At 68.7% G+C, this 23,391-nt stretch carries 26 protein-coding genes and 1 tRNA gene; 19 read left to right on the top strand and 8 right to left on the bottom strand.

The window, feature by feature from the left end:
• Positions 1 to 8: 8 nt before the first annotated feature.
• Positions 9 to 2,366 (bottom strand): hybrid sensor histidine kinase/response regulator, encoded by a 2,358-nt coding sequence (locus tag ACO1BU_RS18085; protein ID WP_424137368.1) that lies wholly within the window; start codon positions 2,364 to 2,366, stop codon positions 9 to 11.
• A gap of 292 nt (positions 2,367 to 2,658) precedes the next feature.
• Positions 2,659 to 3,066 carry a metallopeptidase family protein gene (locus tag ACO1BU_RS18080; RefSeq protein WP_424137367.1) on the bottom strand — a complete coding sequence of 136 codons (408 nt, stop codon included), beginning with the start codon at positions 3,064 to 3,066 and terminating at the stop codon, positions 2,659 to 2,661.
• Positions 3,067 to 3,128: 62 nt separating this feature from the next.
• On the opposite strand from ACO1BU_RS18080, the gene ACO1BU_RS18075 reads away from it, so the two are divergent.
• The 6 genes from ACO1BU_RS18075 to ACO1BU_RS18050 all read left to right on the top strand — a co-directional run bounded on the left by ACO1BU_RS18075 (position 3,129) and on the right by ACO1BU_RS18050 (position 9,719).
• Positions 3,129 to 3,419 carry a 4a-hydroxytetrahydrobiopterin dehydratase gene (locus ACO1BU_RS18075; protein WP_424137366.1) on the top strand — a complete coding sequence of 97 codons (291 nt, stop codon included), beginning with the start codon at positions 3,129 to 3,131 and terminating at the stop codon, positions 3,417 to 3,419.
• 193 nt (positions 3,420 to 3,612) lie between these two features.
• Positions 3,613 to 4,680 carry a M42 family metallopeptidase gene (locus ACO1BU_RS18070; protein WP_424137365.1) on the top strand — a complete coding sequence of 356 codons (1,068 nt, stop codon included), beginning with the start codon at positions 3,613 to 3,615 and terminating at the stop codon, positions 4,678 to 4,680.
• A gap of 112 nt (positions 4,681 to 4,792) precedes the next feature.
• Positions 4,793 to 5,779: a tripartite tricarboxylate transporter substrate binding protein gene (locus ACO1BU_RS18065; RefSeq protein ID WP_424137364.1), complete on the top strand. Its 987-nt coding sequence runs from the start codon at positions 4,793 to 4,795 to the stop codon at positions 5,777 to 5,779.
• A gap of 46 nt (positions 5,780 to 5,825) precedes the next feature.
• Positions 5,826 to 6,626, top strand: coding sequence for an ABC transporter substrate-binding protein (locus tag ACO1BU_RS18060; protein ID WP_424137363.1), 801 nt, complete (start codon positions 5,826 to 5,828; stop codon positions 6,624 to 6,626).
• A 39-nt stretch (positions 6,627 to 6,665) separates the two neighbouring features.
• Positions 6,666 to 7,553, top strand: coding sequence for a PhzF family phenazine biosynthesis protein (locus tag ACO1BU_RS18055; protein ID WP_424137362.1), 888 nt, complete (start codon positions 6,666 to 6,668; stop codon positions 7,551 to 7,553).
• A 72-nt stretch (positions 7,554 to 7,625) separates the two neighbouring features.
• Positions 7,626 to 9,719: a PAS domain S-box protein gene (locus ACO1BU_RS18050; RefSeq protein WP_424137361.1), complete on the top strand. Its 2,094-nt coding sequence runs from the start codon at positions 7,626 to 7,628 to the stop codon at positions 9,717 to 9,719.
• A 17-nt stretch (positions 9,720 to 9,736) separates the two neighbouring features.
• Here the strand turns inward: ACO1BU_RS18050 and gluQRS are convergent, their stop codons facing one another.
• Positions 9,737 to 10,597: a tRNA glutamyl-Q(34) synthetase GluQRS gene (gene gluQRS, locus ACO1BU_RS18045; protein WP_424137360.1), complete on the bottom strand. Its 861-nt coding sequence runs from the start codon at positions 10,595 to 10,597 to the stop codon at positions 9,737 to 9,739.
• A 44-nt stretch (positions 10,598 to 10,641) separates the two neighbouring features.
• Between gluQRS and ACO1BU_RS18040 the strand changes: the two genes are divergently transcribed.
• The 4 genes from ACO1BU_RS18040 (at position 10,642) to ACO1BU_RS18025 (ending at position 13,034) form a co-directional block, all read left to right on the top strand.
• Positions 10,642 to 11,307: an alpha/beta hydrolase gene (locus tag ACO1BU_RS18040; protein ID WP_424137359.1), complete on the top strand. Its 666-nt coding sequence runs from the start codon at positions 10,642 to 10,644 to the stop codon at positions 11,305 to 11,307.
• A 165-nt stretch (positions 11,308 to 11,472) separates the two neighbouring features.
• Positions 11,473 to 12,084 (top strand): HNH endonuclease, encoded by a 612-nt coding sequence (locus ACO1BU_RS18035; protein WP_424137358.1) that lies wholly within the window; start codon positions 11,473 to 11,475, stop codon positions 12,082 to 12,084.
• Positions 12,085 to 12,091: 7 nt separating this feature from the next.
• Complete coding sequence (locus ACO1BU_RS18030) at positions 12,092 to 12,283, top strand: hypothetical protein (protein ID WP_424137357.1); 192 nt, start codon at positions 12,092 to 12,094, stop codon at positions 12,281 to 12,283.
• A 46-nt stretch (positions 12,284 to 12,329) separates the two neighbouring features.
• The gene (locus ACO1BU_RS18025; protein ID WP_424137356.1) at positions 12,330 to 13,034 is read left to right on the top strand and encodes a hypothetical protein; all 705 of its coding nucleotides are present in this window, start codon (positions 12,330 to 12,332) and stop codon (positions 13,032 to 13,034) included.
• A 33-nt stretch (positions 13,035 to 13,067) separates the two neighbouring features.
• Here the strand turns inward: ACO1BU_RS18025 and ACO1BU_RS18020 are convergent, their stop codons facing one another.
• Together ACO1BU_RS18020 and ACO1BU_RS18015 are read right to left on the bottom strand one after the other, a co-directional pair.
• Positions 13,068 to 13,655 carry a demethoxyubiquinone hydroxylase family protein gene (locus ACO1BU_RS18020; RefSeq protein ID WP_424137355.1) on the bottom strand — a complete coding sequence of 196 codons (588 nt, stop codon included), beginning with the start codon at positions 13,653 to 13,655 and terminating at the stop codon, positions 13,068 to 13,070.
• Positions 13,652 to 14,131, bottom strand: a complete 480-nt coding sequence (locus tag ACO1BU_RS18015) for a disulfide bond formation protein B (protein ID WP_424137354.1) — start codon at positions 14,129 to 14,131, stop codon at positions 13,652 to 13,654. Before ACO1BU_RS18015 ends, ACO1BU_RS18020 begins: the two co-directional genes overlap by 4 nt.
• Before the next feature lie 232 nt (positions 14,132 to 14,363).
• On the opposite strand from ACO1BU_RS18015, the gene ACO1BU_RS18010 reads away from it, so the two are divergent.
• The 3 genes from ACO1BU_RS18010 to ACO1BU_RS18000 all read left to right on the top strand — a co-directional run bounded on the left by ACO1BU_RS18010 (position 14,364) and on the right by ACO1BU_RS18000 (position 15,833).
• Positions 14,364 to 15,182, top strand: a complete 819-nt coding sequence (locus ACO1BU_RS18010; protein WP_424137353.1) for a DUF2189 domain-containing protein — start codon at positions 14,364 to 14,366, stop codon at positions 15,180 to 15,182.
• 93 nt (positions 15,183 to 15,275) lie between these two features.
• Positions 15,276 to 15,677, top strand: a complete 402-nt coding sequence (locus ACO1BU_RS18005) for a cupin domain-containing protein (RefSeq protein WP_424137352.1) — start codon at positions 15,276 to 15,278, stop codon at positions 15,675 to 15,677.
• Positions 15,678 to 15,747: 70 nt separating this feature from the next.
• Positions 15,748 to 15,833 (top strand) — tRNA-Leu (locus ACO1BU_RS18000).
• A 65-nt stretch (positions 15,834 to 15,898) separates the two neighbouring features.
• On the opposite strand, the gene ACO1BU_RS17995 is transcribed toward ACO1BU_RS18000, so the two are convergent.
• Positions 15,899 to 16,552, bottom strand: a complete 654-nt coding sequence (locus tag ACO1BU_RS17995; RefSeq protein ID WP_424137351.1) for a hypothetical protein — start codon at positions 16,550 to 16,552, stop codon at positions 15,899 to 15,901.
• A gap of 393 nt (positions 16,553 to 16,945) precedes the next feature.
• Here ACO1BU_RS17995 and ACO1BU_RS17990 point away from each other — a divergent pair, with 393 nt between their 5' ends.
• Genes ACO1BU_RS17990 through ACO1BU_RS17965 form a run of 6 tightly spaced genes read left to right on the top strand, consistent with a single transcriptional unit; the run spans position 16,946 to position 22,056 of the window.
• The gene (locus ACO1BU_RS17990; RefSeq protein WP_424137350.1) at positions 16,946 to 17,239 is read left to right on the top strand and encodes an acyl carrier protein; all 294 of its coding nucleotides are present in this window, start codon (positions 16,946 to 16,948) and stop codon (positions 17,237 to 17,239) included.
• A 12-nt stretch (positions 17,240 to 17,251) separates the two neighbouring features.
• On the top strand, positions 17,252 to 17,710 hold the full coding sequence (locus tag ACO1BU_RS17985) for a 3-hydroxyacyl-ACP dehydratase FabZ family protein (RefSeq protein ID WP_424137349.1): 459 nt from the start codon (positions 17,252 to 17,254) through the stop codon (positions 17,708 to 17,710).
• Positions 17,707 to 18,873, top strand: a complete 1,167-nt coding sequence (locus tag ACO1BU_RS17980) for a beta-ketoacyl-ACP synthase (protein WP_424137348.1) — start codon at positions 17,707 to 17,709, stop codon at positions 18,871 to 18,873. The genes ACO1BU_RS17985 and ACO1BU_RS17980 overlap by 4 nt, the downstream gene beginning before the upstream one ends.
• Positions 18,873 to 20,135 carry a beta-ketoacyl-ACP synthase gene (locus tag ACO1BU_RS17975; RefSeq protein ID WP_424137347.1) on the top strand — a complete coding sequence of 421 codons (1,263 nt, stop codon included), beginning with the start codon at positions 18,873 to 18,875 and terminating at the stop codon, positions 20,133 to 20,135. The genes ACO1BU_RS17980 and ACO1BU_RS17975 overlap by 1 nt, the downstream gene beginning before the upstream one ends.
• Positions 20,135 to 21,157: a zinc-binding dehydrogenase gene (locus ACO1BU_RS17970; RefSeq protein WP_424137346.1), complete on the top strand. Its 1,023-nt coding sequence runs from the start codon at positions 20,135 to 20,137 to the stop codon at positions 21,155 to 21,157. Before ACO1BU_RS17975 ends, ACO1BU_RS17970 begins: the two co-directional genes overlap by 1 nt.
• 2 nt (positions 21,158 to 21,159) lie before the next feature.
• Positions 21,160 to 22,056: a lipid A biosynthesis lauroyl acyltransferase gene (locus ACO1BU_RS17965; protein WP_424137345.1), complete on the top strand. Its 897-nt coding sequence runs from the start codon at positions 21,160 to 21,162 to the stop codon at positions 22,054 to 22,056.
• An 18-nt stretch (positions 22,057 to 22,074) separates the two neighbouring features.
• On the opposite strand, the gene ACO1BU_RS17960 is transcribed toward ACO1BU_RS17965, so the two are convergent.
• Positions 22,075 to 22,269, bottom strand: a complete 195-nt coding sequence (locus ACO1BU_RS17960; RefSeq protein ID WP_424137344.1) for a hypothetical protein — start codon at positions 22,267 to 22,269, stop codon at positions 22,075 to 22,077.
• A gap of 215 nt (positions 22,270 to 22,484) precedes the next feature.
• Positions 22,485 to 23,375, bottom strand: coding sequence for a 3-hydroxyisobutyrate dehydrogenase (gene mmsB / locus ACO1BU_RS17955; RefSeq protein WP_424137343.1), 891 nt, complete (start codon positions 23,373 to 23,375; stop codon positions 22,485 to 22,487).
• Positions 23,376 to 23,391 lie beyond the last annotated feature (16 nt).

Below are 23,391 nucleotides of genomic sequence, written 5' to 3'. Positions count from 1 at the left end.
GCGCTCCCTTACTGTTCCGGGCGCAACACCTTCGAAAGTCCCTCAACCGAATAGGGCTTCCGCAGCAGCTCGAAACCCTGGGCCCCGCCATTCGCGAGCACGTGGCTGTAGCCGCTGGTCAGGATCACCCGGAGGTCAGGCCATCGACGCCGGATCTCCTGCCCCAGTTCCACCCCGTTCATCCCGGGCATGACAACATCGGAGAACACCACGTCGAAATGCGCGGCATCCTCCTCCAGAAGCCGGAGCGCCGCCTGTGCATTCGGCGCCCATGTCGGCTCATAGCCCAGATCCTCCAGCAACTGCTGGGCGAATTCCCCGACCTGGGTGTTATCCTCGACCAGCAGCACGTTCCGGCGCCCCGCTTCCACGGCGATCACCTCGGCGCCGGGCGCGGTGGGCGAGACGACGGATCTCGCCTCGGCCTTCGGAAGAAAGAGCGTGAAGGTCGTGCCCCGGCCAGGCTCGCTCTCCACCTGGAGTTCACCCCCGGACTGCTTGGCGAAGCCATAGACCTGCGACAAGCCGAGCCCCGTGCCCTTGCCCACCTCCTTGGTTGTGAAGAAGGGTTCGAAGATCCGGCCGAGCAGATCCGGCTTGATGCCGGAACCCGTATCGGAAACCGAAACCGCCACGAACTCACCGCGGCTGCCCGCATGACCACGGATCGGCGGCACCTCATGGGCCAGCCGGGTCCTGAAGGTCAGGTGCCCCTCTCCGTCCATCGCATCGCGGGCGTTCACCGCCAGGTTGATCAGAGCCGTCTCGAATTGATTCGGGTCGGCCTCCACGGCGCAGCCCTCGCATTCGATGGCGATCTCGATGCTGATGCGCGCGCCCACCAGCGGGCGGATCAGGCCCGAGATGGCCTGAACCTTCTCGCCAACCACAAAGACCTCGGGCTGCAGCGGCTGGCGGCGCGCGAAGGCCAGGAGTTGCCCCGTAAGCCGGGCGGCCCGGTTGGCCGTGTCCGAGATCGCCTCGACATAGCGCTGCCGCCGCTCGGCCGGCAGATCGGGGCGGCGGAGAAAATCGGCCGAGGAGCGGATGATCGTCAGCAGGTTGTTGAAGTCATGCGCCACACCGCCAGTCAGTTGGCCCACCGCCTCCAGCTTCTGGCTCTGCCGCAGGGCATCCTCATGCAGCTTCAACTGCTCCGTGCGCCGGGAGACCTCCATCTCCAGATGCTCGTTGAGCTTTCGCACTTCCTGTTCGGCCATTTTACGGTCGGTGACGTCCAGGATGAACTCAACCACCTCATCCTTCAGCAACCGTGGCGCGAAGAGGCCCCACCAGCGCGACCCGTCCTTGCGGTAATATTGCTTCTCGTAGGGTCTGGCCTCGCCGAGCGTCGTCACCTCCCTCACCGCCTGCCGCGAGACCGGATGAAACTCGGGTGGAGTCAGCTCCTGCCAGGTCAGGCCGATCGCTTCCTCACGGCTGAAGCCGGTCATCGTGAGGAAGGCGTCATTCACCTCCATCAACCTGAAGTCGGCACCCCAGAACAACACGGCGACCGTCCGGATGGCGAGCGCGGTGCGCAGCCGCTCCTCACTGTGGCGCAGCGCCGCAAGGGCGCGCTCCTGCTCCGTGATATCGCGGGAGGAGACCAGGAAAAACTCCGGTCCGTCCTGGCTGCCCGGCACCGCCGTGACCTGGACATCCCACTGCTTCTCGGTGCCGCTGGCGGTCGGGAGAATGCCGCGAAAGCGCCCCACACGCCGGGCCGCCGCCTCGGCCAGGGCCGCCCAGACCTTGCCTCGCTCCGCCTCCGGCCACAGGGAGGCCCATTCCCTGCCCCGGACCGTCTCGAGCGCGTCGATCTCGAGCAGCGCCAGGCCAGGGCCGTTCATGAAGGTCAACCGCCCATCGGCGGAGAGCACCTTCAGGCAATCGGCGCTGCTCTCGAAAACATTCTGCAGCAGGACCTCGTGCGCCACGCGTTGCTCCCGCGAAACATGCTCCACCGTGCGGTCGCAAACGATCTTGACGTAGCCGAGATGCTCCCCCGCTTCCTGATCCCTGAGGCAGCTTAATGAGCCCGAGGCCCAGAATCGGGATCCATCCTTACGCAGAAGCCAATGCTCATCCGCGGCGCGTCCGCTGTTCCGGGCAGCCGTCCTCTCCTGCTCGCAGACACCCGCTGCGCGGTCCTCAGGCATATAGAGCATACGGCAGTCCTGACCGACCGCCTCCGCCGCCGTCCAGCCCATGATCCGCTCGGCGGCCGCGTTCCAACTGGTGATGATTCCGTCGAGATCGGTCGTGAGAATCGCGAAATCGGCCGCGCTCTCCAGGATGAGTTCCGCAAGACTCTCGCGGCTCAGCCGTCCTCGACCGATCGAACTGGCTCCGGGGCGGCTCACTGAACGCCCTTACCTGGACAATGCAGCATCGGTGCGCGAAAGCTTGCTCCGTCCCGACCCGCCGAGGCGATGGCGGAGCGTTGCACAGGAACCTCGCTGAAATTCGGATGGCGGCCCGGGATGGCGCGGCGATGAGGATGGCGATGCGCTGACACTGGGCCTTTGTAACTTGCCACTCAGGGGACGTCGCCCGGCTGATTGCAGGCTCGCGTCATTGTGGGCCGCCGCCCCAGGCAAAAAAATCTGGATCCCGACGAAACCGCGTGAAGACGCCGCATGCGGGACGCCTGATCTATTCCTCATCCTCCAACCGCGCGATTCCCTCCTCCGAATAGCCGAAGTGATGGGCAATCTCATGGATCAGCACATTGCGGACGAGGCGGAACAGATCCTCCCCCGTCTCCACCCACTCCACCAGGATCGGCTCGCGGTAAAGCAGGATGGTGTCGGGGCCGCTGGGCACATCCAGTACGGATTTCTCTGTCAGTGGCGTGCCCCGGTAAAGGCCGGTCAACTCCCAGGGATGCTCGAGGCCAAGTGCCTCCAGCGTTTCGTCGTCCGGCAGCTCCTCCACCAGGATGGCGGCGCCCTCCACGGCCTGACGCAGCGGCGCCGGGATGGCGGAGAAGGCGATCTCGGCCAACTCCGTCAGGTCCTCTACGCTCGGGGGGGCGCCCCATTTCGTTCCTGTGTTCGGCATATCCGAAGGGGGCCATAAAGAGGGCACCGGTCAAGTCAAACTCCCGGCAGGAGGCGCCCGCCATGGTCGAACCCCTCTCCCCCCCACGCCGCGCGGCCCTGGCCACGCTGCTGCCGCACTGGTCGGCGGTGGAAGGCCGCGACGCGATCCGGCGCGAGTTCCGGTTCCGCGACTTTTCCGAGGCTTTCGGCTTCATGAGCCGCGTCGCCCTGCTGGCCGAGGCGCAGGACCACCACCCCGAATGGTTCAATGTCTGGAACCGGGTGGAGATCATCCTGACCACCCATGACGCCGGAGGCCTGAGCGAGCGGGACATCCGCATGGCTACCGCTATTGATGCGCTGCTTCCCTGACGCCCTGGACGATCCCGCCCCGGGGCGACCCGCGCGACGAAGCATGCAGCCCTGCGGCCGTCTGCCCCGTTGAACCGGCACGCAGCGCCAGCCCCGGCCCGGAACGGCCGGCAGCGGGCCCGAACACCAATCCCGGCAAGGATCGAGACCGGCGCGCTGAACCCATCGGCGCCGGCCAGGAGAACGCCCCCGCATGCGCACAGAGTCGCTCGAATTCCTCAAATCGCTCGTTGAAGCCCCATCGCCGAGCGGGTTCGAGCACCCGGTGGCCAGGCTCTACCGGGACCATGCTGGACGCCTTGCCGACAAGGTCACGACCGACGTGCATGGAAATGTCACGGCCATCCTCAATCCCGATGCCCCGATGCGGATCATGCTGGCCGGGCACATGGATGAGATCGGCTTCGTCATCCACCATATCAGCGAGGAAGGCCTCCTCCACTTCAGCACGATCGGGGGGCATGACAGCGTCATCCCCGTGGGCCAGATGGTCTGGGTGCATGGGCGGCAGCGCGTGCCCGGGGCGATTGGCCGCAAAGCGATCCACCTGTTCAGCAGCGAGGAAGGGAAGAAGAAGCCCGCGATCAAGGATCTGTGGATCGATATCGGCGCCGGCTCCCGCGCTGAGGCGGAAGAAGTTGTCGGAATTGGCGACGTCGCCACGTTCCAGTTCGGCTTCCAGCAGCTTCTCGGGGATCGCGCGGTGGGGCGCGGCTTCGACAACAGGGCGGGCCTGTTCATCGTCGCCGAGACCCTGCGGCTTCTCAAGGAGGAGGGAGGCCTTTCCCCCGGGGTCGGGGTCTACGCGCTTGGAACCGTACAGGAGGAGATCGGCTCCCGCGGCGCGCGGACCGCGGCCTTCGGCATCGACGCGCAGACGGGACTCGCCGTCGATATGGAGCATGCCATCGACTATCCCGGCGTGAGCAAGACCGAGCACGGGCAACTCGACCTCGGAAAGGGCCCTAGCGTCTCCCGCGGTGCCAATACCAATCCTGTCCTTTTCGAACTCGTCTGCCGGGCCGCGCGGGAAGAGGGCATCCCCTACCAGGTGCAGGTCACGCCGGGCAGCACGCCGACCGACGCGAACGCCATGCAACTCAACCGGGCGGGCATGGCCACCGGGCTGCTCGGCGTCCCGCTACGATACATGCACACGCCCTGTGAGGTGCTGAGCCTCAAGGATGTGGAAAATTGCGCCCGGCTGATGGCTGCCTTCTGCCGGCGCGTCACGCCCGAGACCGACTTCACCCCCTGGTAGCGGGACCGGGGCGGCGCCTGGACCGGACGCCGCCAGATCCCGGTTGCGCCCACACCCGGCTACAGGCAGCCTCCCTCCAACCGCCGCGAACCGGCGGATCGGAGGAGCATCCATGTCCATCACCCGCCGCGCGGCGCTGGCCGCACCCGCCCTGCTTCTCGCGCGCCCCGTCCTGGCCCAGGGCAGCAACGCCAGCACCTTTCCCAGCCGCGCCGTGCGGATGATCGTGCCCTACACCCCCGGCGGCGTCTCCGACATCACCGCGCGGCTGATCGCCGACCCCCTCGCGGCGCAATGGGGCCAGCCCGTGCCGGTGGAGAATCGGGCGGGCGCCGACGGCATCATCGGCACCGATGTCGTCGCGAAATCCTCCCCGGATGGCCACATCCTCGGCCTCGTCTCCGTCGGACATCCCGTGAACGCGGCCTTCTACCGCCTGCCCTATGACACGATGCGCGACTTCTCCTTCATCACGCTGACGACGAAGACGCCGCTCGTGCTCATCGCAGGCAAGAACTTCCCTGCTTCCACCCCGGCGGAACTGGTCCAGCGCGCGAAGGAGGCCGGGTCCTCGCGGCAGCTCACCTTCGCCGGCACCTCCGGCGTGGTCCGCCTTGCGCCGCTGCTCTTCGCCCAGCGCGCGGGGATCGAGATGACCTATGTCCCCTATCGCGGCTCCACCCAGGCGCATCCCGACCTGATGGCCGGCCGCGTGGACATCATGTTCGACACGGTACCGGCCGCGCTCTCCCATATCCAATCCGGCAGCTTCAAGGCGCTGGCCACCACGGGCGCCGCCCGCGCGCCACAGCTTCCCGATGTGCCCACGCTGGGCGAGGCCTTCATGCCGGGCTTCGAGGCCTCGACCTGGGGCATGGTTATCGGCCCCGCCGGGATTCCCGAACCGATCCTGGCAAAGCTTTCCGCCGATTGCGGCGCGGCGGTGATGCGCCCCGATGTCGCCGCCCGCCATGCGAGCCTGGGCGCGGAAGTCGTGCGCTCCACGCCCGAGGAAACGCGGCGCTACGTGCAGGCCGAGATGGAGAAATGGGGCGACGCGGCGCGCAAGGCCGGCATCCAGCCCCAGTCGGCAGGATGAGGCGCATGGGATCCAGGAAGCCCCACGAGATATGGAGCCCCAACCCATGCTCCGCCGCCGCCATACCACTCTCGGCTTCGCGGGGCTGGCATTGATGTCCGGCGCAGCCGCGCAGGCCCAGCCCGCAGAGACCGCCCACACCCTCGCCCCCGGCGGCACGCTCCGGGTGGCGATCAACTTCGGCAACCCTGTCCTCGCGCAGCGCGACCCGGCCACGGGCGCGCCGCGCGGCGTCTCGGCGGAACTGGCCGCCGAACTGGCCCGCCGCCTCGGCCTGTCCATCCAGTTCGTCACCTATGACAGCGCGGGCAAGGTGACCGATGCCGGCAAGCAGGGCGCCTGGGATTTGTGCTTCCTGGCCATCGATCCCGTGCGTGCCGCCGGCATCCTGTTCACCGCCCCCTATGTGGTGATCGAAGGCACCTACATGGTCCGCGCCGACTCCCCTCTTCAGGCCACCGAGGAGGTGGACCGCCCGGGCCATCGCATAGCGGTCGGCCGCGGCAGTGCCTATGACCTCTATCTTACCCGCGCGCTGAAGAATGCCGAGTTGATCCGCGCGCCCAGTTCCCCGGAGGCGATCGAGGTTTTCCTGCGGGACCGGCTGGAGGCCGCCGCCGGGGTGAAGCAGCCCCTGGTGGACTATGCGCGCAGCCATCCTGGCATGCGCGTGATTCCCGGCCGCTTCATGGTGATCGAACAGGCTATGGGCATCCCGCAGGGCCGGGACGCCGCCCTGCCCTGGCTCCGCGCCTTCGTGGAGGAGATGAAGTCCACCGGCTTCGTCGCCCGCGCCCTGGCGGCCAGCGGCCAGGCCGATGCGGAAGTGGCGCCGCCTGCGAACTGACCCCGCGCGGAACGACGGGAACTGTCCTATGCTGGGTTGATGCGCGCCTATCGCTTCGTCACCGTCGACGTCTTCACCGACCGCCGCTTCGGCGGCAACCCGCTCGCCGTCTTTCCGGACGCGCGCGGGTTGTCGGATGCCGAGATGCAGGCGCTAGCCGCCGAGTTCAATCTGAGCGAGACGACCTTCGTCCTGCCGCCCGAGGACCCCGCCCACACGGCCCGCGTCCGCATCTTCACGCGCCAGTATGAGATGCCCTTCGCCGGCCATCCGAATGTCGGCACCGGCTTTGTGCTGGCGCAGGAAGGCTGCGACCGCGACGGCCGCCTGGCTTTCGAGGAGATCGCGGGGCTGGTGGAGATCGGCGTGGAGCGCGACGCCACGGGCGCGGTCACCGGCGCCACCATCGCGGCACCGCAGCCTCTCTCCCTCGGCCCACGCTTCGAGGTCGCGCCCATCGCTGCCTGCGCGGGGCTGGCGCCCGCCGAAATCCTCACCAGCGCCCATTCCCCTGTCCATGCCGGCACCGGCAACCCCTTCGTGATCGCCGAGGTCGCGCCCGAGGCCCTGTCCCGGGCCCGGCCCGATCTGGCCGCCTTCCGGCAGATCGCGGCCAGCCAGCCAGCCCTGAACGGGCGCGTTGCCCTCTATCTCTATACCCGCGACGGGACCGGGGTCCGCGCCCGCATGTTCGCCCCGCTCGGCGGCACGATCGAGGATGCGGCAACCGGCAGCGCCGCCACCCCGCTCGCCGCCTTGCTCCTCTCCCTCTCCGGCCAGTCCGAGGCGCGGCTGGACATCGTGCAGGGTGTGGAGATGGGCCGCCCGAGCCTGCTCCGCACCACTGCCCGCCATGCGCCGGACGGCATCCGCGCCACGGTCGGCGGCGGCTGCGTACCGGTGCTACGCGGCGAAGCCATGCTCTGATGCATCAAAGCCGGGCATTTTCGTCGCGAAGCTCTTATTGACACCTACAGGGCAACGGGCCCGTTTGAGGGGATGGGCGACCTGATCCGAACCTTGATCCTGACCCAGGAGCTTGAAACCGCCCTTGAGCGTCGCCTGGCCACGGGCCTGTACCGCGACCGGGACGACGTGATCGGGGCCGCCCTGCGCGTCCTGGAGGAGGCCGAACACCGCAGTACCTCCCCGAGGAAGGAGTCCAGCCCGGTCGCGGACATGCCCATCGTCCGGGCCAACCCCGCCTTCCGCAAGGCCGACCGGCTCATCGCCTTCCGCATCGGGCTGAATGCGGCCCTGCGCGACCTGGACGACCCCGCCGCGACGATGACCGCCGTTACCCGCATGCTCGGCGAAACGCTCGAGCTGGCCCGCGCGGGGTATGGCGAAGTGGACGCCCTGCACGGCACCATACGATGCATAGGCGACTGGACCAACGGAACGGTCGCCAGCTTCACCGGCCGGCTGATCCGGCTGGACTTCCTTGGCGCCGCGTTGGCGGATGAGCTGCGCTCCGGCCGGCTGGTCGTGATCGAGGATGGGCTGACGGATCCGCGCGGTGCGGGAACGGCTGAAGCCTGGGCAGGGCTCGGCATCCGCTCGCTGGTCGCGGCACCGGTCCTGAAGGCAGGCACGCTGGCCGCCCTGCTCTTCGTGCATGATGCCGCGCCGCGGCACTGGTCCGACGAGGAGGTGGCGTTGGTGCGCGAGGTCGCAGAGCGCGGTTGGGACGCTATAGGCCGCGCCCGTGCCGAGGCCGCATTGCGTGAGAGCGAGGCGCGCCACCGTACCCTGTTCGAGGCGGCCCCCTTCGGCGTCATCATTCTCGATCCCACCACGCACGAAATCCTGGATGTCAACGACTTCGTCTGCGCCGCCTATGGCTATGCGCGGGAGGAGTTGGTCGGCCACTCCATCACCCAGATCGACGCCTTGGGCGATTCCGGGGCGATCCGGGCCAGGGGACGGGCGCACAAGGTCCGGCCTGGCGTGCAGGAGTTCGAGGCACGGCACCGCACCCGCTCCGGCCAGATCCGGGACGTGCTGGTGCGCTCGCAGGGAATCAGCCTGGGTGGGCGGGACGTGACCTATGGCGCCCATATCGACATCACTGACCGCAAGGCCATAGAGGTGGCGCTGCGTGCCAGCACGGCACGGCTGCGGCTCGCGATCGAAGCAGCGCGGCTAAGCAGCTGGGAATTCGACATCGTCGCCGGCACCGGCATGCGGGACGGCCCCCTGACCAGAGCGCTGCCAGGCATTCCGACCGAGGGCTTCGACTTCGATACCTGGCTGGATGCGGTTCATCCCGAGGACCGCGATGAGGTGGAGCGCCGGTTCTGGGAGGTCGCGCAAGGCGGGGCGCCACGCTTCGAGGCGGAGTTCCGCGTCAGGCGGCCCGATGGCGGCTGGGCCTGGATCTCTTCCTTCGGCACGGTGGTCGAGCGGGATCCGGTCACGGACCGGCCCCTTCGCATCGCGGGGGTCGCGCAGGACATCAGCGACCGCCGGGCGGCTGAGGAGCGACGCAGCCTGCTGATGCGCGAGGTGGACCACCGTGCCAAGAACGTGCTTGCTGTGTTGCAGGCCGCGCTGCGGCTGACGCGGGCGGAGGACGTGGAGGGGTACCGGCGGGCGATCGAGGGGCGGGTGGCGGCGATGGCCCGGGCCCAGACCCTGCTTGCGGAAGACCGCTGGTCCGGCGCCAATCTCCGCGCCCTGCTGGTGGGCGAGGTCGAGCCTTTCCTGGGCGGCGACCGGAACCGCGTGGTGCTGGAGGGCCCGCCGGTCATGCTGCCGGCCCGCGCCGCGCAGCCCCTGGCCATGGCGGTGCACGAGCTGGCGACGAATGCGACGAAGCACGGGTCCCTTTCCCTGCCAGCCGGACGAGTCTCCATCACTTGGCACCTGGAAGGGGAAAAGGCGGGACGGCTCCGCCTGCGGTGGGCGGAAACCGGGGGGCCGGCACTGACGAAAATACCAGATCGTCGCGGCTTCGGCTCGCGCGTGCTGGAAGGCACGGTCCGCGGCCAGCTCGGCGGGAAGGTTCTGCTGGACTGGGCCGCCCCGGGGCTGGTCTGCGAAATCGAGATCCCGCTGGCGCGCATGGTGGGCATGGAGGGGGCGGCCTGAACGCCCCGGCGGCCGGTTCAGACCAGCGCTACGAGGACCTCCGCCGCGCTCCGCCCCGCCGTCCGTAGCGCCCGCAGAGCCGGCGCGCCGTCGCGCTTGGACAGCCGCTTGCCATCCGGGCCAAGCAGCAAGCTGTGATGCCGGTAGGCCGGGGCCGGCCAGCCCATCAGTGCCTGAAGCAGCCGGTGAAGGTCGGTTGCCGGCTTCAGGTCCTCACCCCGCGTTACCAACGTCACGCCCTGCAGCGCGTCGTCATGGGTGACGCAGAGATGGTAGGAGGCGGGCGTATCCTTGCGGGCCAGCACCACATCGCCGAAGCGAGCGGGATCGCAGCGCAGCCGTCCTTCTCCTACCTCCTCGAAGAACAGCGGCCCATCCAGCGTCGTCAGCGCCGCCGCCATGTCCAGCCGCAGCGCATAGGGCTCCCCCGCAGCGATCCGCGTCGCCCGCGTTTTGGCGGAAAGTCGCCGGCAGGTGCCGGGATAGAGCGGTCCGTCCGGCCCATGCGGCGCGGCCCCGATGGCCCCCACCTCCCGCGCGATCTCCGCCCGGGTGCAGAAGCAGGGATAGAGCAGCCCGCGCGCCGAAAGCTTGTCCAACACCGCCCGGTACTCCGGGAAGTGCTCCGACTGCACCCGCACCGGCCCGTCCCAGTCCAGGCCGAGCCAGGACAGATCCTCCAGGATCGCTTCCGTGTATTCGGGCCGGCAGCGCGTCCGGTCGATATCCTCGATCCGCAGCAGGAAGCGTCCGCCCGCCTGCCGCGCGGCGCGCCAGGCGATCAGGGCCGAATGCGCGTGCCCCAGATGCAGGAAGCCGGTCGGGCTCGGCGCGAAGCGGGTCGTGCAGGGGCTTTCATGAACAGGGCTTGCTGCCATCCTGCCGGGCGGGTTAGCCGGGCGGGAGAGCGAAGGAAAGCATCATGGCAGAGCTGGACGGACCGCGCTGGGGGCCCGCCTCGAAGGGCAAGGTGAAGCAGATTGTCTTCCTCCTGCATGGCGTGGGGGCGGACGGGAATGATCTGATCGACCTCGCCCCACGCTGGTCGCGGGCCGTGCCGGATGCGCTTTTCATTTCCCCGCATGCGCCGACCCCCTATCAGGGCGCGCCCTTTGGCCGGCAGTGGTTTGACCTGACCGACCGGACCCCTGCCCGGCTGAAGGCCGGAGTCCGGGCCGTGGCGCCAGTGCTGGACGTCGCCATCTCTCGCGAATGCGCCGCCGCTGGCCTGCCCGAGACGCATGTGATGCTGATGGGCTTCAGCCAGGGCGCCATGACCGCCCTGTTCTGCGGCCTCCGCCGCGCCACACCACCGGCCGCGATCCTCGCCTATTCCGGCCTTCTCCTGGGCCCCGATTCGCTGAGCACGGAGCTGCGCGGCAAGCCTCCGGTGCTGCTGGTGCATGGAGAGGTGGACGAAGTCGTGCCTGTCGCCGGTAGCCGGGCGGCGGAGCGCCAGCTCCGCGATGCGGGCGTGCCGGTGGAGGCCGTCTACTCCCCACGACTCGGCCACGGCATTGACGATGCAGGGCTTGCGGCTGGCGCCCTTTTCCTCCAGCGCGCGGCAGCGGGGCTGCCGGCGGCCTGACACGCTCCGTGACGGTCACGTGAAGCTGCGCGGGGGTTGTGTTGCGCCCCCCGCGTCGCGCTGTCATCCTCCGCGCAGTTCGGGGCGGCGCCACTTGATCTGGGGCCCGACCGCCCGGCCGAGCCCCAGCGATGGTGGTCCCGCGCCTCCGGTAAGGAGCAGCGCGTGCCAGACGGTTCGACAATCGGCGGCGACTTCGGTGACCTTCCTGCTTTCGGTTCCCCGGGCAACCGGTCCTATCCTGCCCTGGTCCTGAACGCCGATTTCCGGCCGCTCTCCTATTTCCCGCTTTCCATTTGGTCCTGGCAGGACGCGGTGAAGGCAGTCTTCCTCGACCGGGTCTCGGTGCTGAACGAGTATGAAACCGAGGTCCACTCCACCAGCCTGACCATGCGGCTGCCCAGCGTGATCGCGCTGAAGGAATACATCCCCGCCGCCCGCCGCCCGGCTTTCACCCGCTTCAACGTCTTCCTGCGGGATCGCTTCGCCTGCCAGTACTGCGGCGCCGAGCGCCCCGCCCCGGACCTCACCTTCGACCATGTCATCCCGCGCAGCCGGGGCGGGCGCACCACCTGGGAGAACGTCGTCGCGGCTTGCGGCCCCTGCAATCTCCGCAAGGGCTCCCGGCTGCCGCGCGAGATCGGGATGCACCCGCGCCAGCTACCCCGCCAGCCCACAAGCTGGGAATTGCAGGAGAACGGCCGCGCCTTCCCGCCAAACCACCTGCATGAGAGCTGGCGCGACTACCTTTACTGGGATTCCGAGCTGGAGAGCTGAACGGGTTTTGGATCCCGTTACCCGCCTTCTCGTGCTGCTCGCCCGGCTCTGGCGGAACCCACCCTCCCGCAAGAAGCTGGCCGTGATGTTAGGGGCGCTCGCCCTCGCGCTTGGCTTGGTGCTGGTGGAGCGCTTCCTGGGATGGCCGGACTGGCTGAGGGCCAATCCTGTGCCCATGCGCCGCCTGCCTCATCTGTGACGGCGCGCTTGCTATCGACATGCGGAAGAGAGGGCTAGAAGGGGGCATGCTTTGTCGGGCTGCACCGCTTTTTGCACTTCTCCTCCCCCTGCTTGCCGCCTGTACCGGCCGCTCCGCGCCGGAACTCACGCCAGCAGAGGCCTTCGCCCGCCTGCCCGAGGAAATCGGGGGCTTCCACAAAGCGCCCCCTGAGGGCGGCCGCGCGGAGACCGCCATTGCTTCCTACACCCACCCGAACCGCTCGGCCGGGTCGATCCATGCCCTCCCCCCCACCGGCCATTCCAATGCGCGGGACGGTGAGGACGTGCCGGAGATCAGCGCTGCGGTGCAGAGCATCGCCCGCGCAACCGTGGCGGAGGCCACGGCCCGCCGGGAGAACGTGACCTTGCGCCATATCGGCGCCCGGGTGTCCGAAACCGGACCGATCGCGCGCTGTCTAGACGTGCAGTTCCGAGGGGAGCAACCCCGCCGTCAGCTCGGCTGTGCCACCCTGCTGGACCGGCGCGTCTTCGTCGTGATGATGGTCGAGCCAGAAGCGGCGGAAGGACGGCGCGGGGCGCGCGATCCACTGTTGGCCCTCACGCTGCGGCTGATCGGAACCCTTTCCGGCCTGCCGCTCGAACCCGTTCCTGCGGAGGAGCCGCTTCCCTTGCCGCCCCAGGCAGCCCCGCCTGCGCCGGCACCCGCGCCAAAGCGGCCCGCCCCGGCCCGGCCGCGACTGCCCGCGCTCGGCCCGGCATGGAAGACGTGACGGCACAAGGCCGGGAAGGCCTCCGGGCCTTCCTCAGACCCGCTCGCTGACCTTGATGGCCACCTTGCAGCCCGCCTTGATCACGCGGGCCAGCAGCTTGTAGGCAGGCGCCAGTTCTGCCTCGTTCTCCAGCCCGATATCGCGGTGCTCCAGCTCCTCCTGGCGGAACTTCTCGATATGGTCCCGCAGGGGCTTCTCATCCTCCCCGAGCGTGGCGTGCTGGGCGGCGTAGTGTTCGTCGATCGCCTCTTCCACTGCCACGGTGCAGGCCATGGCGCCGCGATGTCCGATCAGGGCCGTGGCGGCGCCCAGCGCGAAGCCCGCCACATGCCAGACCGGCAGAAGCGCCGTCGGGCGCACCCGCCGCTCCCCGATCAGGCGGGAGAAGGTGTCGAGATGCACCTGCTCCTGCGCCTTCATATGCTCCAGCAGCGGCCCGTATTTCGTCCGGCCGAGCACGGCGAGCTGCCCCTCATAGATCCGCTTCGCCCCATATTCCCCCGCATGGTCCACGCGGATCGTACGCGCCACATAGTCGCGCGGGGTCAGGTCCCCCGGCAGGCGGTTGCCCAAGGTATCGGGGCTGGTGTTGCGGCGGGCGCCGCGGGTGGCCTCACTCATGCACTGGCTCCTCTGCGAGCCCAGTTAAGCGTCAGGGCGCCCAGCACAAGCGCGTAAATCAGGTTCAGGGCGGGAATGGAAAGCGGCAGGCCCGGAGTCAGGTAGGTGGCGGCATCGCAGGGCTTGTCCGGCTTCGGTGCTAGGCTGCGCATCAGCTCGTCCACGCTCATCGCCGCCCCGGCGGTGGGCGCGGCGCAGGAGGGCAGCGGGCTGGGCCACCAGCCCTGCTCAACCCCGATATGCAGCCCCGCAATGCCCCCTGAAACCAGGATGGCCAGCCCCGCCAGGGCCAGAAGAGCGCGGGACCGCAGCCCGGCCGCCAGCGCCGCCAGCACCGCCGCCACCCAATAGGGCCAACGCTGCCAGAGGCAGAGGGCGCAGGGGGCCAGACCCAGAAGTGGCTCCGACGCCGCGGCCAGCGCCGGGGCGGCGGCGGCCAGAACCGTCACGAGCGCGGCGCGGGAGCGGAGAGTCATGTAGCGGAAGCTGCGCCAGCCACCCGGGCGCCGCAAGGCTCAACCCCGGTCATTACGACCTTGTCCCGCGAGGCCTTGCCGCCCCTCCGGCCACGCCCCAGATGCCCCCATGGATGACCCGGCTCTTCCTAGCGTGCTGGTCTTTCCGCCCTCATGGCCGCCGCTCGCCGGGCCTCCGCACCGCGTCCACAACGCAGCCGTCCCGCAAGACGGATGGCCAGGAGGAATCGTGATGGCCATTGCCCCGGGCTATGACAGGCTCCCGCGCGACAAGATCGCCGGGCAGGCTGCTTCCCACAGCGAACCGGCAGTCCGCCGGATCAGCTCCAGCCATGTCTGGAGTGCCCTGCGAGAGGGCTGGGAGGATTTCCTCACCCACCCGACGCAGCTGATCTTCCTTGCGATCATCTACCCTGTCATCGGGCTGGTCGCCGCGCAGATCGCCTCGGACGGAGATCTCATGCCGCTGATGTGGCCACTGATCTCCGGCTTCGCCCTGGTCGGCCCGATCGCCGCCATGGGCATCTATGAGCTGAGCCGGCGGCGGGAAAAGGGCCAGCCCGCGACTTGGCTGCACGCCTTCGCCGTACTGCGCTCGCCCAATCTCGGCGCCATCTTCATCTTGGCGGTGATGCTGCTGGCGATTTTCGTCGCCTGGATGTTCACGGCCCAGGCCATCTATGACGCGATTTTCCAGGGTGCCCGCCCGGCTTCGGTCTCGGACTTCACCCAGCAGGTCTTCCGCACGCGCGAAGGGTGGCGGCTGATGCTGGTGGGCAATGGCGTGGGCCTGCTCTTCGCTATCCTTGTGCTGGCTCTGTCCGTTGTTTCCTTCCCATTGTTGCTGGACCGGCCGGTGGGGCCGTTGACGGCGCTGCGGACCTCCTTGCGCGCTGTCATGACCAATCCCGGCCCGATGGCGCTTTGGGGGCTGATCGTGGCCGTCCTGCTCTTCGCCGGCAGCCTGCCCCTTTTCGTTGGGCTTGCGGTGGCCCTGCCCGTGCTCGGCCATGGCACCTGGCGGCTCTACCGGAAGGTCGTGACCGCCTGACCGCCGGCGGGGCATCATGACGCCCCATCTGGGCCCCGGGGGGCGGGTGCAATGGCATTCGCCCCGCCAGGAGCCTGCCGAGCGGAGGAAACCATGCGAACAACCGTCAGCAAGGCGGCCGGCGCGGCCTATGATTCCGGCCTGCGCGCCTTCTTCGCCTATCGCGACCTCGGCGCGCGGGAGGCGACCGGCGGCACCCATGCCGCCCATATCATCCGCGCCGTTCCCGGCGAGGGCCCGAAGCCGCGATGGCACACCCATGAGCTGGACTTTCAGCTCGTCCTGGTTCTGCGGGGCTGGGTCCGCTTCGAATACGAGGATATCGGCGAAGTCCTGCTGGAGCCGGGCGACAGCGTTCTCCAGCCCCCGCGCATCCGCCACCGGGAGGTCGCGCATTCCGACGATCTGGAAATGCTGGAGGTAACCTCCCCCGCCCAGTTCCACACGGCGGAGGTGACAGCGCCCGAGGCTGCCACAGCATCGGCCGGAACCTGACGTCCACCTGAACGCCATGGCTGGACGAAACCCGGCCCGCCATGGCATCCAGGGGCTGGCCATGACCAGCGCGGGTGTGGCGGAACGGTAGACGCGACGGACTCAAAATCCGTTTCTGGCAACAGAGTGTCGGTTCGAAACCGACCACCCGCACCATGACATCCCCAGGGCATCCTCGGGCCGCCCCCGTTGGGGAGCACACTGGGGCAGCCCCGTCGTGGCTATCCGCGATCCATGGCTCTTTGCCAGACCGTCCGGGCGGCTTGATGCAGATCCGGCGGGCCCAGTTCCCGCGGCCCCTCCTGTTCCCGCTTTCCGTCCTGGGCGGCCCAGGCCAGCAGCGGCTCATGCAGCCGGGCGCTGGCCACCAGATCCCGTATGCAGGCCAGCCGCACCTCCTTGTAGCGCCCTGGCGGCTTGCCGAGTTCGGCGAAGAGCGCCTCGAAGTAGTCGCGCGCGGCCAATACGATCCGAGCCTGCTCCTCCGTCCAGCCCGTCGCATCGAAGCCCATAGCCTGCATGGCGGAGAGCATCCGCCGCGTGATCGGGGTGGACCCGACCGGCGGCAACCGGGGGATCAGATAGGACGGCGCCACCCATTTCGGGGGCGGCAAGGGCTCCATGGGCGGCTCGGGCTGGGGTGCCGGATCCGGCGCCAGCTCGGGATCAGCCATGGTCCGGGAATCCTCAGCGACCGGCTCGGGCGCCTGCTCCGGTAGGAAAGGCGTGTCCTCGGCCGCCCTGGGCGGGGCGGCGGGATAGGCGGGTTCGTCAGGATAGGGCTGGGCGGAATGGGGCGGCGGCGCCAGCCGGGGTTCTTCCGCCCGCCGGGCGGGCTCCTGCCGCGAACCGAAAAGCCAGGACCAGATCCCCATGGCCTAGCAGGCCTTCCGCGAGAAAGCACAGGTGAGGAGGGCCGGGGCGAATCGGCGGCACAGACTGGAATGAAGCATAGCGGCACGCTGTACCCCGGGATGACAACCTGTCCAGGCAAGGCGCCGTCACATCCGCGAGCACGCGGAACCACGGCGTCGCCGGGAAGAATACTTGATCCGCGTTCGTAACAGATCGGCACCGCCGAACCAACCCGGCGTTCCGTCCGCGCCATGCAGGGCCATCACGGAACTGAGAGGCTACGGCCAGCCCGGCCCGCGCCGCCCCTGGACTTCCCCCCCCATTCCGGTCCATCACGCGCGCCGATCATCAAAGACCCCGCCCCTGCCCGGCCCTTGAGGCCGCGCCCGGCGTGCCTGACCAGGAGCCGCCCCATGGCTGCCGAAACCACCCCCACCTTCGACAAGGTGGCAGACATCATCGCTGAGAACAGCGAAGTCGCCCGCGACAGCATCACCCCGGACAGCCATGTGACCGAGGATCTGGGCATCGACAGCCTCGACTTCCTCGACATCGTCTTCGCCATCGACAAGGCCTTCGGCATCAAGGTGCCGGTCGAGAAGTGGACGCAGGAGGTGAATGCGGGCGAGAAGCCGGCGGAGCATTACTTCGTCATGAAGAACCTCGCGGCCCGCATCGATGAGCTGGTCGCCGCCAAGCACGGCTGAGGCGGCGCGGCCATGCGCCTGGAATACTTCCAGATGATCGACCGGGTGGTGTCGCTTGAAGGCGACGCCATCATGGTGGAGAGCCGCGTGCCCGAGGCCAGCCCGGTCTTTGAGGGGCATTTCCCCGGCCATCCGCTGGTGCCCGGCGTGCTGCTGGTGGAGACCATGGCCCAGGCCAGCGGATGGCTCATCCTGGGACGCAACGGCTTCGCGCAGATGCCCTTCCTGATGTCGGTGAAGGAGGCGAAGTTCCGCAACTTCGTCGGACCGGACGCCTTGCTCGATGTCAGCTCCAAGGTCACGCATGATGGCTCCGGCTTCACCGCCTGCGAGGCGCGCGTGATGAGTGGCGGCAAGCGCATCGCGGATGCGGAAATCCTGCTTCGCTCCATGCCCTTCCCCCATCCTGATCTGGAGGCCGCCATGCGCGCCAATGCCGTGCGGATCGGTCTGCCAGGCTTCGCCGCATGACCAGGAACGACGTGGTCATCACCGGGATCGGGCTGGTCTCCGCCCTTGGCGAGGGACCGGACGCGCATTGGCAGGCGCTTTCCGCCGGCACGAAGCCCGTGGTGGACGAGACGAGCTATGCGCCCTGGACGGTGCATCCCCTCCCCACCCTGAGCCTGGACACGCAAATCCCGAAGAAGGGCGACCAGCGGCAGATGGAGCCTTGGCAGCGCCTGGGCACCTATGCGGCCGGCCTCGCCATCGACGACGCCGATGCACGCGGCCTGGTGGAGGACATGGATCTGATCGTCGCCGCCGGGGGCGGCGAGCGTGACCTGGCGCTGGACGAGCAGGTGACGGCCGAGTTGGCCAACAGCAATGACGGCGGCGGCGCGCGGCTAAACGAGATGCTGGCAACGGGACTGCGGCCGACGCTGTTCCTGGCGCAGCTTTCCAACCTCCTGGCCGGCAACATCTCCATCGTGCACGGCGTCACGGGCTCCTCCCGCACCTTCATGGGCGAGGAAAGCGCGGCGGCGGACGCGGTGCGGATTGCCCATGCCCGCCTTTCCGAAGGGCGCGGCAGCATCGCGCTGGTAGGCGGGGCGATGACCGCCCAGCGCTGGGATCTGTTGCTGCTCTACCGCGCCGGCGACGGGATGCATGAGGGGCCGCATGAGGCGCTGTCCCGGCGCCAGGGCATGATCCTCGGCGGCATGGCGGGTTTCCTGGTGCTGGAAACCGCGGAGCACGCCAGGGCGCGCGGCGCGCGGGTTCTGGCACGGCTGGACGCGGTGGCGAGCGATGCCACCCGCCGCGCCTTGCCGGGCGAGAGCGCCGCGGCCGCACGTGCGCTGCTGTCACGCGTGGCGCCGGGAGGCGCTGATGCGGTGATCTCCGGCGCCTCCGGCGCGCCGGAGGCGTGGCGCGAGGAGGAGAGCTTCCTGAGCGAGCTGGGCCTTCCCGTGCGCCGCCCGGCTAACCTGATCGGCCATGGCGTGGAAGGCGCCTTCCCCGCCCATGTGGCGCTGGCGGCGCTGGCCCTTTCACACGGCGGCTTCTACGCCCCCATGGACCCGGCGGATGTGGGCGAGGCGGTGGCGCCGTCCCGCATCCTCGTCACGGGCTTCGGGCAGTGGCGCGGCGAGGCGCTGGCGGCGCTCTCCCACGCGGAGAAGATCTGATGCGCGACCATCTTGGGCGTCCCCTGGTGGCGGTGACGGGCATCGGCACCATCACCTCCCTTGGCTTCGGCGTGAAGGATAACTGGTCCCGGCTGCTGGCCGGGCAGTCCGGCATCCGTCGCATCACGCGCTTTCCAGCCGAGCACCTGAAGACCACCATCGCCGGCACGGTTGACCTGCCGGGCGACCGTGCCGGCGAGGATGCGATTCCCAGCCCCGTGCGGGCCGAGCGCATGGCCGAGATGGCGATCGAGGAGGCGGTGACGGAAGCCGCCATCGGCAGCAGGGGCAACTTCCCCGGCCCGCTCTTCCTTGGCATGCCGCCGGTAGAGGTGGAGTGGCCGAACCGCTTCGAGCTCGCACGCCATGCGGGCGAACCCTCCTACGCCGCCATGACCCGGGCGACGCGCGGCCGGCACGACATCTATGAAACCTTCCTCTTCGGCGGCGTGGGCGAACGCCTGGCGGCACGCTTCGGCACGCGCGGCGCGCCCATCTCCCTCACCACCGCCTGCGCCACCGGCGCTTCCGCCATCCAGCTTGGCGTCGAGGCGATCCAGCGGGGCGAATGCGAGGCCTGCATCGCCGTCGGCGCGGATGGCTCCGTGCATGCCGAGGCGCTGATCCGCTTCTCCTTGCTCTCCGCCCTCTCCACCCGGAACGAGGAGCCGGAAAAGGCATCCCGCCCGTTTGAGAAGAACCGCGGCGGCTTCGTGATGAGCGAGGGGGCGGCGGCCCTGGTGCTGGAAGATTACGACACGGCGAAGGCGCGCGGCGCGACCATCATCGGCCTGGTTTCCGGCGCTGGTGAGCGCGCGGACAATTTCCATCGCACCCGCTCCAACCCGGATGGCAGCGCTATCGTCGGCGCGATGAAGAACGCGCTGTCCGATGCCGGCCTGGAACCGGGCCAGATCTCCTATGTGAACGGCCACGGCACGGGCACGCCGGAGAACGACAAGATGGAGAATTTCGGCATGCGTGCCGTCTTCGGTGAGAACGCGCCGCCGATCTCCTCCAACAAGAGCATGATCGGGCACACGCTCTCCGCCGCCGGCGCGCTGGAAGCGGCCTTTTCGCTGCTGACCATCCGCGACCAGCGGCTTCCGCCCACTATCAACTATGACGAGCCGGACCCGACCATCACGCTGGACGTGGTGCCGAATGTGGCGCGCGATGCTTCGGTGAAGCACGTGCTCTCCAACTCCTTCGGCTTCGGCGGGCAGAATGTCTGCCTTGTTCTCTCAGGAGAGCCCGCCTGATGCGTGCCCTGCGCCTTCATGGCGACCGTGACCTGCGCCTCGAGGACATCCCTGCTCCCCCGCCACCCGCCCCTGGCGAGGTGCAGTTGCGGATGCATGGCATCGCCTTGAACCACATCGATGTCTGGGGCTGGCGCGGCATGGCCTTCACCCAGCGCAAGCTGCCGATCTGCGTCGGCGCCGAGGCTGTGGGCGAGATCGTGGCGCTCGGGCAGGGCGTGCAGGGCTGGAAGATCGGTGACCGCGTGGCGCCCTATGGCGCCCAGACCTGCGGTCATTGCCGCGCCTGCGTCGAGGGCCGCGATAATCTTTGTGAGAATGTCGCGGGGGTAAAGGGCTTCCATCTGGACGGCTTCGCGCAGGAACTGGTGAACCAGCAGGCCCGTCTGCTCGTGCGCGTGCCAGAGGGCGTCAGCGACAACGACGCCGCCTGCGCTTCCATCACCTTCTCCACGGTCGAGCACATGCTGTTCGACAATGCGAAGCTGCAGCCAGGCGAGACGATCCTGATTCACGCCGCCGGCTCCGGCATCGGCACCGTTGCGATCAAGGAGGCCAAGGCCCTCGGATGCACCGTCATCGCCACCGCCGGTGATGACGAGAAATGCGCCAAGGCCCAGGCGCTCGGCGCTGACCATGTCGTGAACTACAATGAGAAGAACTTCGCCTCGATCGCCCGCCGCCTGACGAATAAGGTGGGCGTGGACGTGGTGTTCGAGCATGTCGGCGCCAGCACCTGGTCCGGTTCGCTGCTCGCGCTGAAAATGGGCGGGCGCCTGGTCACCTGCGGCAGCACCTCGGGCGTCTCGGCCGAGACCAACCTGATGATGATCTTCCAGCGCCAGCTCCGCATTTTCGGCAGCTTCGGTGCCTCCATGCGCAATGTCGCGGACGGGCTGGCGAAAATGGCCGGCGGCATGACGCCCGTGCTGGATCGCGTGATCCCACTGGAGAACTTCGCCGAAGGGCTGGATCGGCTGGAAAGCCGCCGCGTCTTCGGCAAGATCGTGGTGACCATCTGACCATGGCAAAAGGCGGTGGCGCTGCGGACGCTGCGCTGTCCGCCCTGACCAGCCTGGGCTTCGCCATCCCGCGTACGCTGGGCCCGGATCTCGGCCCGCGCTTCGGCGCTGCGCTGGCGCGGCGGCTGGGGCCGCTGACCTCCGCCCATCGCATCGCGATGGAGAACATCGCCGCCGCCTTCCCCGAGAAGGATGCGGCCTGGCACCGGAAGATCGCGGACGAGGCCTGGGACAATCTCGGCCGCGTTGCCTTTGAATATGGCCACATCAATACGGTCTGGGATCTGACCGAGGACCGCGACCCCAGGGCGCGAATCCAGATCGATGATGCGACCTTCGCGCGCTTCCAGGAGGTGCGCGAGACAGGTGGTCCGCTACTGGTCTTTGCCGCCCATCTCGCGAATTGGGAACTGCCCGCGGTCGCTGCCGCGAAGCACGGGCTGGATGCGGCGGTGCTCTACCGCACCCCCAACAGCCGCCCGGTAGCCGAAGCCATCCTCAGGCTACGTCAGGGCGTGATGGGAGAGCTGATCCCGGCGGGGCTGACCGCGCCAACCAAGCTGGCCAAGGCCCTGCAGCGCGGCGCGGTGGTCGGGATGGTAGTGGACCAGCGCTTTGGCCGCGGCCCGCGCATCGATTTCCTGGGCCGCCCGGCGCAGGCCAACCCGTTACTTGCCAATCTCGCCCGCCGCTTCGACTGCCCGGTGCGCGGGGCCCGCGCCATTCGCCTGCCGGGGGGACGCTTCCAACTGGAACTGACCGATCCGATCCCGCTGCCCCGGGATGCCGAGGGGTTGATCGATGTGCAGGCCGCTACCCAGGCGGTGAACGATGTCATCGCCGGCTGGGTGCGGGAGCATCCGGGGCAATGGCTTTGGATGCATCGCCGCTGGCGCTAAGGCACCTCCGGCCGGAATTTACGACCGCCTGGCCGACAGGCTGGCCCAGATCAGACGCAAGGCCTCATCCGCCAGGGTGAGTCCCTGCGCGCTCGCGTAATCCGCCAGATCGGCGATAAGGGCCCGGTCCTCAGCCTCTCGCTGCGTTTGCTCCTCCGGTTGCTCGCCCTCAGGAAGCTTGTCGCCGGGATCCGTCGGCTGAACCGCCGTCATGAAATGAAGTCTGCCATGATCCTCTCCAGGCCAGCCTTTCCTAGAAGGACAAGGGCCGCATGGGATCAACATACTCACAAAATTGTGCACTCACCACGGCGCCTTGACCTTTTTGAGTCAAAGTAGCTTTTTTGCGTCTTGGGGCCGTGGCAGCCCCTCTCCGCCAGAGGAGCCGCCTGTTCCCGGCGTCCCGCTTCTGTGGATCGTGCGTCGGCTCAGGCCGATGCGGACGGCGGAAGCGATCGGAGCATGCGGATAATGCCGGAGAAATCACTCTCCGCCCCGCCTTCCTCCACGAAGCGGCAATACAATTCCAGCGCCCGCGCACCCATGGGTGTAGCGGCGCCGGTTTGCTGTGCCGCCTGTTGGGCCAGGCCGACATCCTTCATCATCAACGCGGCGGCAAAGCCCGGCGCGTAGTCCCGGTTGGCCGGGCTGCCCGGCACCGGCCCGGGCACGGGGCAGTAAGTGGTCAGGGACCAGCACTGGCCCGAGGATTTCGACGCCACCTCGAACAGCGCCTCGTGCGACAGGCCAAGCTTCTCCGCCAGCACGAAGGCCTCGCAGGTGCCGATCATGCTGATGGCCAGCAGCATGTTGTTGCAGGCCTTGGCCGCCTGCCCCGCGCCCGCCCCGCCGCAATGGACGATGGTGCGGCCCATGGCGCGCAGAATCGGCTCGGCGCGGGCGAAGGCGTCCTCCGGGCCACCGACCATGAAGGTGAGGGTTCCGGCTTCGGCCCCCATCACCCCGCCTGAGACCGGCGCGTCAAGGAAGGGCCGCCCGCATGCCGCCGCCACCTCACGCGCCGTCGCGACGTCGATGGTAGAGCAATCCAGCAGCACCGCATCCGGCGCCGATGCCGCCGCCATTCCACCTGCGCCAAGCCAGGCATCCCGCACATGCGGCCCGGCGGGCAGCATGGTGATAACGAACTCTGCCCCCGCTGCGGCCTCGGCGCTGGATGCTGCTGGACGGGCACCTTCAACACGCGCCATCGCGACGGCGGAAAGGTCGAAGACCCCGACCTCATGCCCCGCCTTCACCAAGTTGCGGGCCATGGGGGCACCCATATTGCCCAACCCTACGAAGCCGATCCTGGCCACATGTTCCTCCATGCCT

Source organism: Roseomonas chloroacetimidivorans (assembly GCF_049629625.1).
Taxonomy (GTDB): domain Bacteria; phylum Pseudomonadota; class Alphaproteobacteria; order Acetobacterales; family Acetobacteraceae; genus Roseomonas; species Roseomonas chloroacetimidivorans.
Note: the sequence above shows the minus strand (reverse complement) of the source record. Positions and strands in the feature narration are given on the sequence as shown.

Coding starts and splice junctions, on each gene's coding strand:
- ACO1BU_RS18080 (WP_424137367.1), bottom strand. CDS start 3,066: ATGCCGAACACAGGAACGAAATGGGGCGCCCCCCCGAGCGTAGAGGAC.
- ACO1BU_RS18075 (WP_424137366.1), top strand. CDS start 3,129: ATGGTCGAACCCCTCTCCCCCCCACGCCGCGCGGCCCTGGCCACGCTG.
- ACO1BU_RS18070 (WP_424137365.1), top strand. CDS start 3,613: ATGCGCACAGAGTCGCTCGAATTCCTCAAATCGCTCGTTGAAGCCCCA.
- ACO1BU_RS18065 (WP_424137364.1), top strand. CDS start 4,793: ATGTCCATCACCCGCCGCGCGGCGCTGGCCGCACCCGCCCTGCTTCTC.
- ACO1BU_RS18060 (WP_424137363.1), top strand. CDS start 5,826: ATGCTCCGCCGCCGCCATACCACTCTCGGCTTCGCGGGGCTGGCATTG.
- ACO1BU_RS18055 (WP_424137362.1), top strand. CDS start 6,666: ATGCGCGCCTATCGCTTCGTCACCGTCGACGTCTTCACCGACCGCCGC.
- ACO1BU_RS18050 (WP_424137361.1), top strand. CDS start 7,626: ATGGGCGACCTGATCCGAACCTTGATCCTGACCCAGGAGCTTGAAACC.
- gluQRS (WP_424137360.1), bottom strand. CDS start 10,597: ATGGCAGCAAGCCCTGTTCATGAAAGCCCCTGCACGACCCGCTTCGCG.
- ACO1BU_RS18040 (WP_424137359.1), top strand. CDS start 10,642: ATGGCAGAGCTGGACGGACCGCGCTGGGGGCCCGCCTCGAAGGGCAAG.
- ACO1BU_RS18025 (WP_424137356.1), top strand. CDS start 12,330: ATGCTTTGTCGGGCTGCACCGCTTTTTGCACTTCTCCTCCCCCTGCTT.
- ACO1BU_RS18020 (WP_424137355.1), bottom strand. CDS start 13,655: ATGAGTGAGGCCACCCGCGGCGCCCGCCGCAACACCAGCCCCGATACC.
- ACO1BU_RS18015 (WP_424137354.1), bottom strand. CDS start 14,131: ATGACTCTCCGCTCCCGCGCCGCGCTCGTGACGGTTCTGGCCGCCGCC.
- ACO1BU_RS18010 (WP_424137353.1), top strand. CDS start 14,364: ATGGCCATTGCCCCGGGCTATGACAGGCTCCCGCGCGACAAGATCGCC.
- ACO1BU_RS18005 (WP_424137352.1), top strand. CDS start 15,276: ATGCGAACAACCGTCAGCAAGGCGGCCGGCGCGGCCTATGATTCCGGC.
- ACO1BU_RS17995 (WP_424137351.1), bottom strand. CDS start 16,552: ATGGGGATCTGGTCCTGGCTTTTCGGTTCGCGGCAGGAGCCCGCCCGG.
- ACO1BU_RS17990 (WP_424137350.1), top strand. CDS start 16,946: ATGGCTGCCGAAACCACCCCCACCTTCGACAAGGTGGCAGACATCATC.
- ACO1BU_RS17985 (WP_424137349.1), top strand. CDS start 17,252: ATGCGCCTGGAATACTTCCAGATGATCGACCGGGTGGTGTCGCTTGAA.
- ACO1BU_RS17980 (WP_424137348.1), top strand. CDS start 17,707: ATGACCAGGAACGACGTGGTCATCACCGGGATCGGGCTGGTCTCCGCC.
- ACO1BU_RS17975 (WP_424137347.1), top strand. CDS start 18,873: ATGCGCGACCATCTTGGGCGTCCCCTGGTGGCGGTGACGGGCATCGGC.
- ACO1BU_RS17970 (WP_424137346.1), top strand. CDS start 20,135: ATGCGTGCCCTGCGCCTTCATGGCGACCGTGACCTGCGCCTCGAGGAC.
- ACO1BU_RS17965 (WP_424137345.1), top strand. CDS start 21,160: ATGGCAAAAGGCGGTGGCGCTGCGGACGCTGCGCTGTCCGCCCTGACC.
- ACO1BU_RS17960 (WP_424137344.1), bottom strand. CDS start 22,269: ATGACGGCGGTTCAGCCGACGGATCCCGGCGACAAGCTTCCTGAGGGC.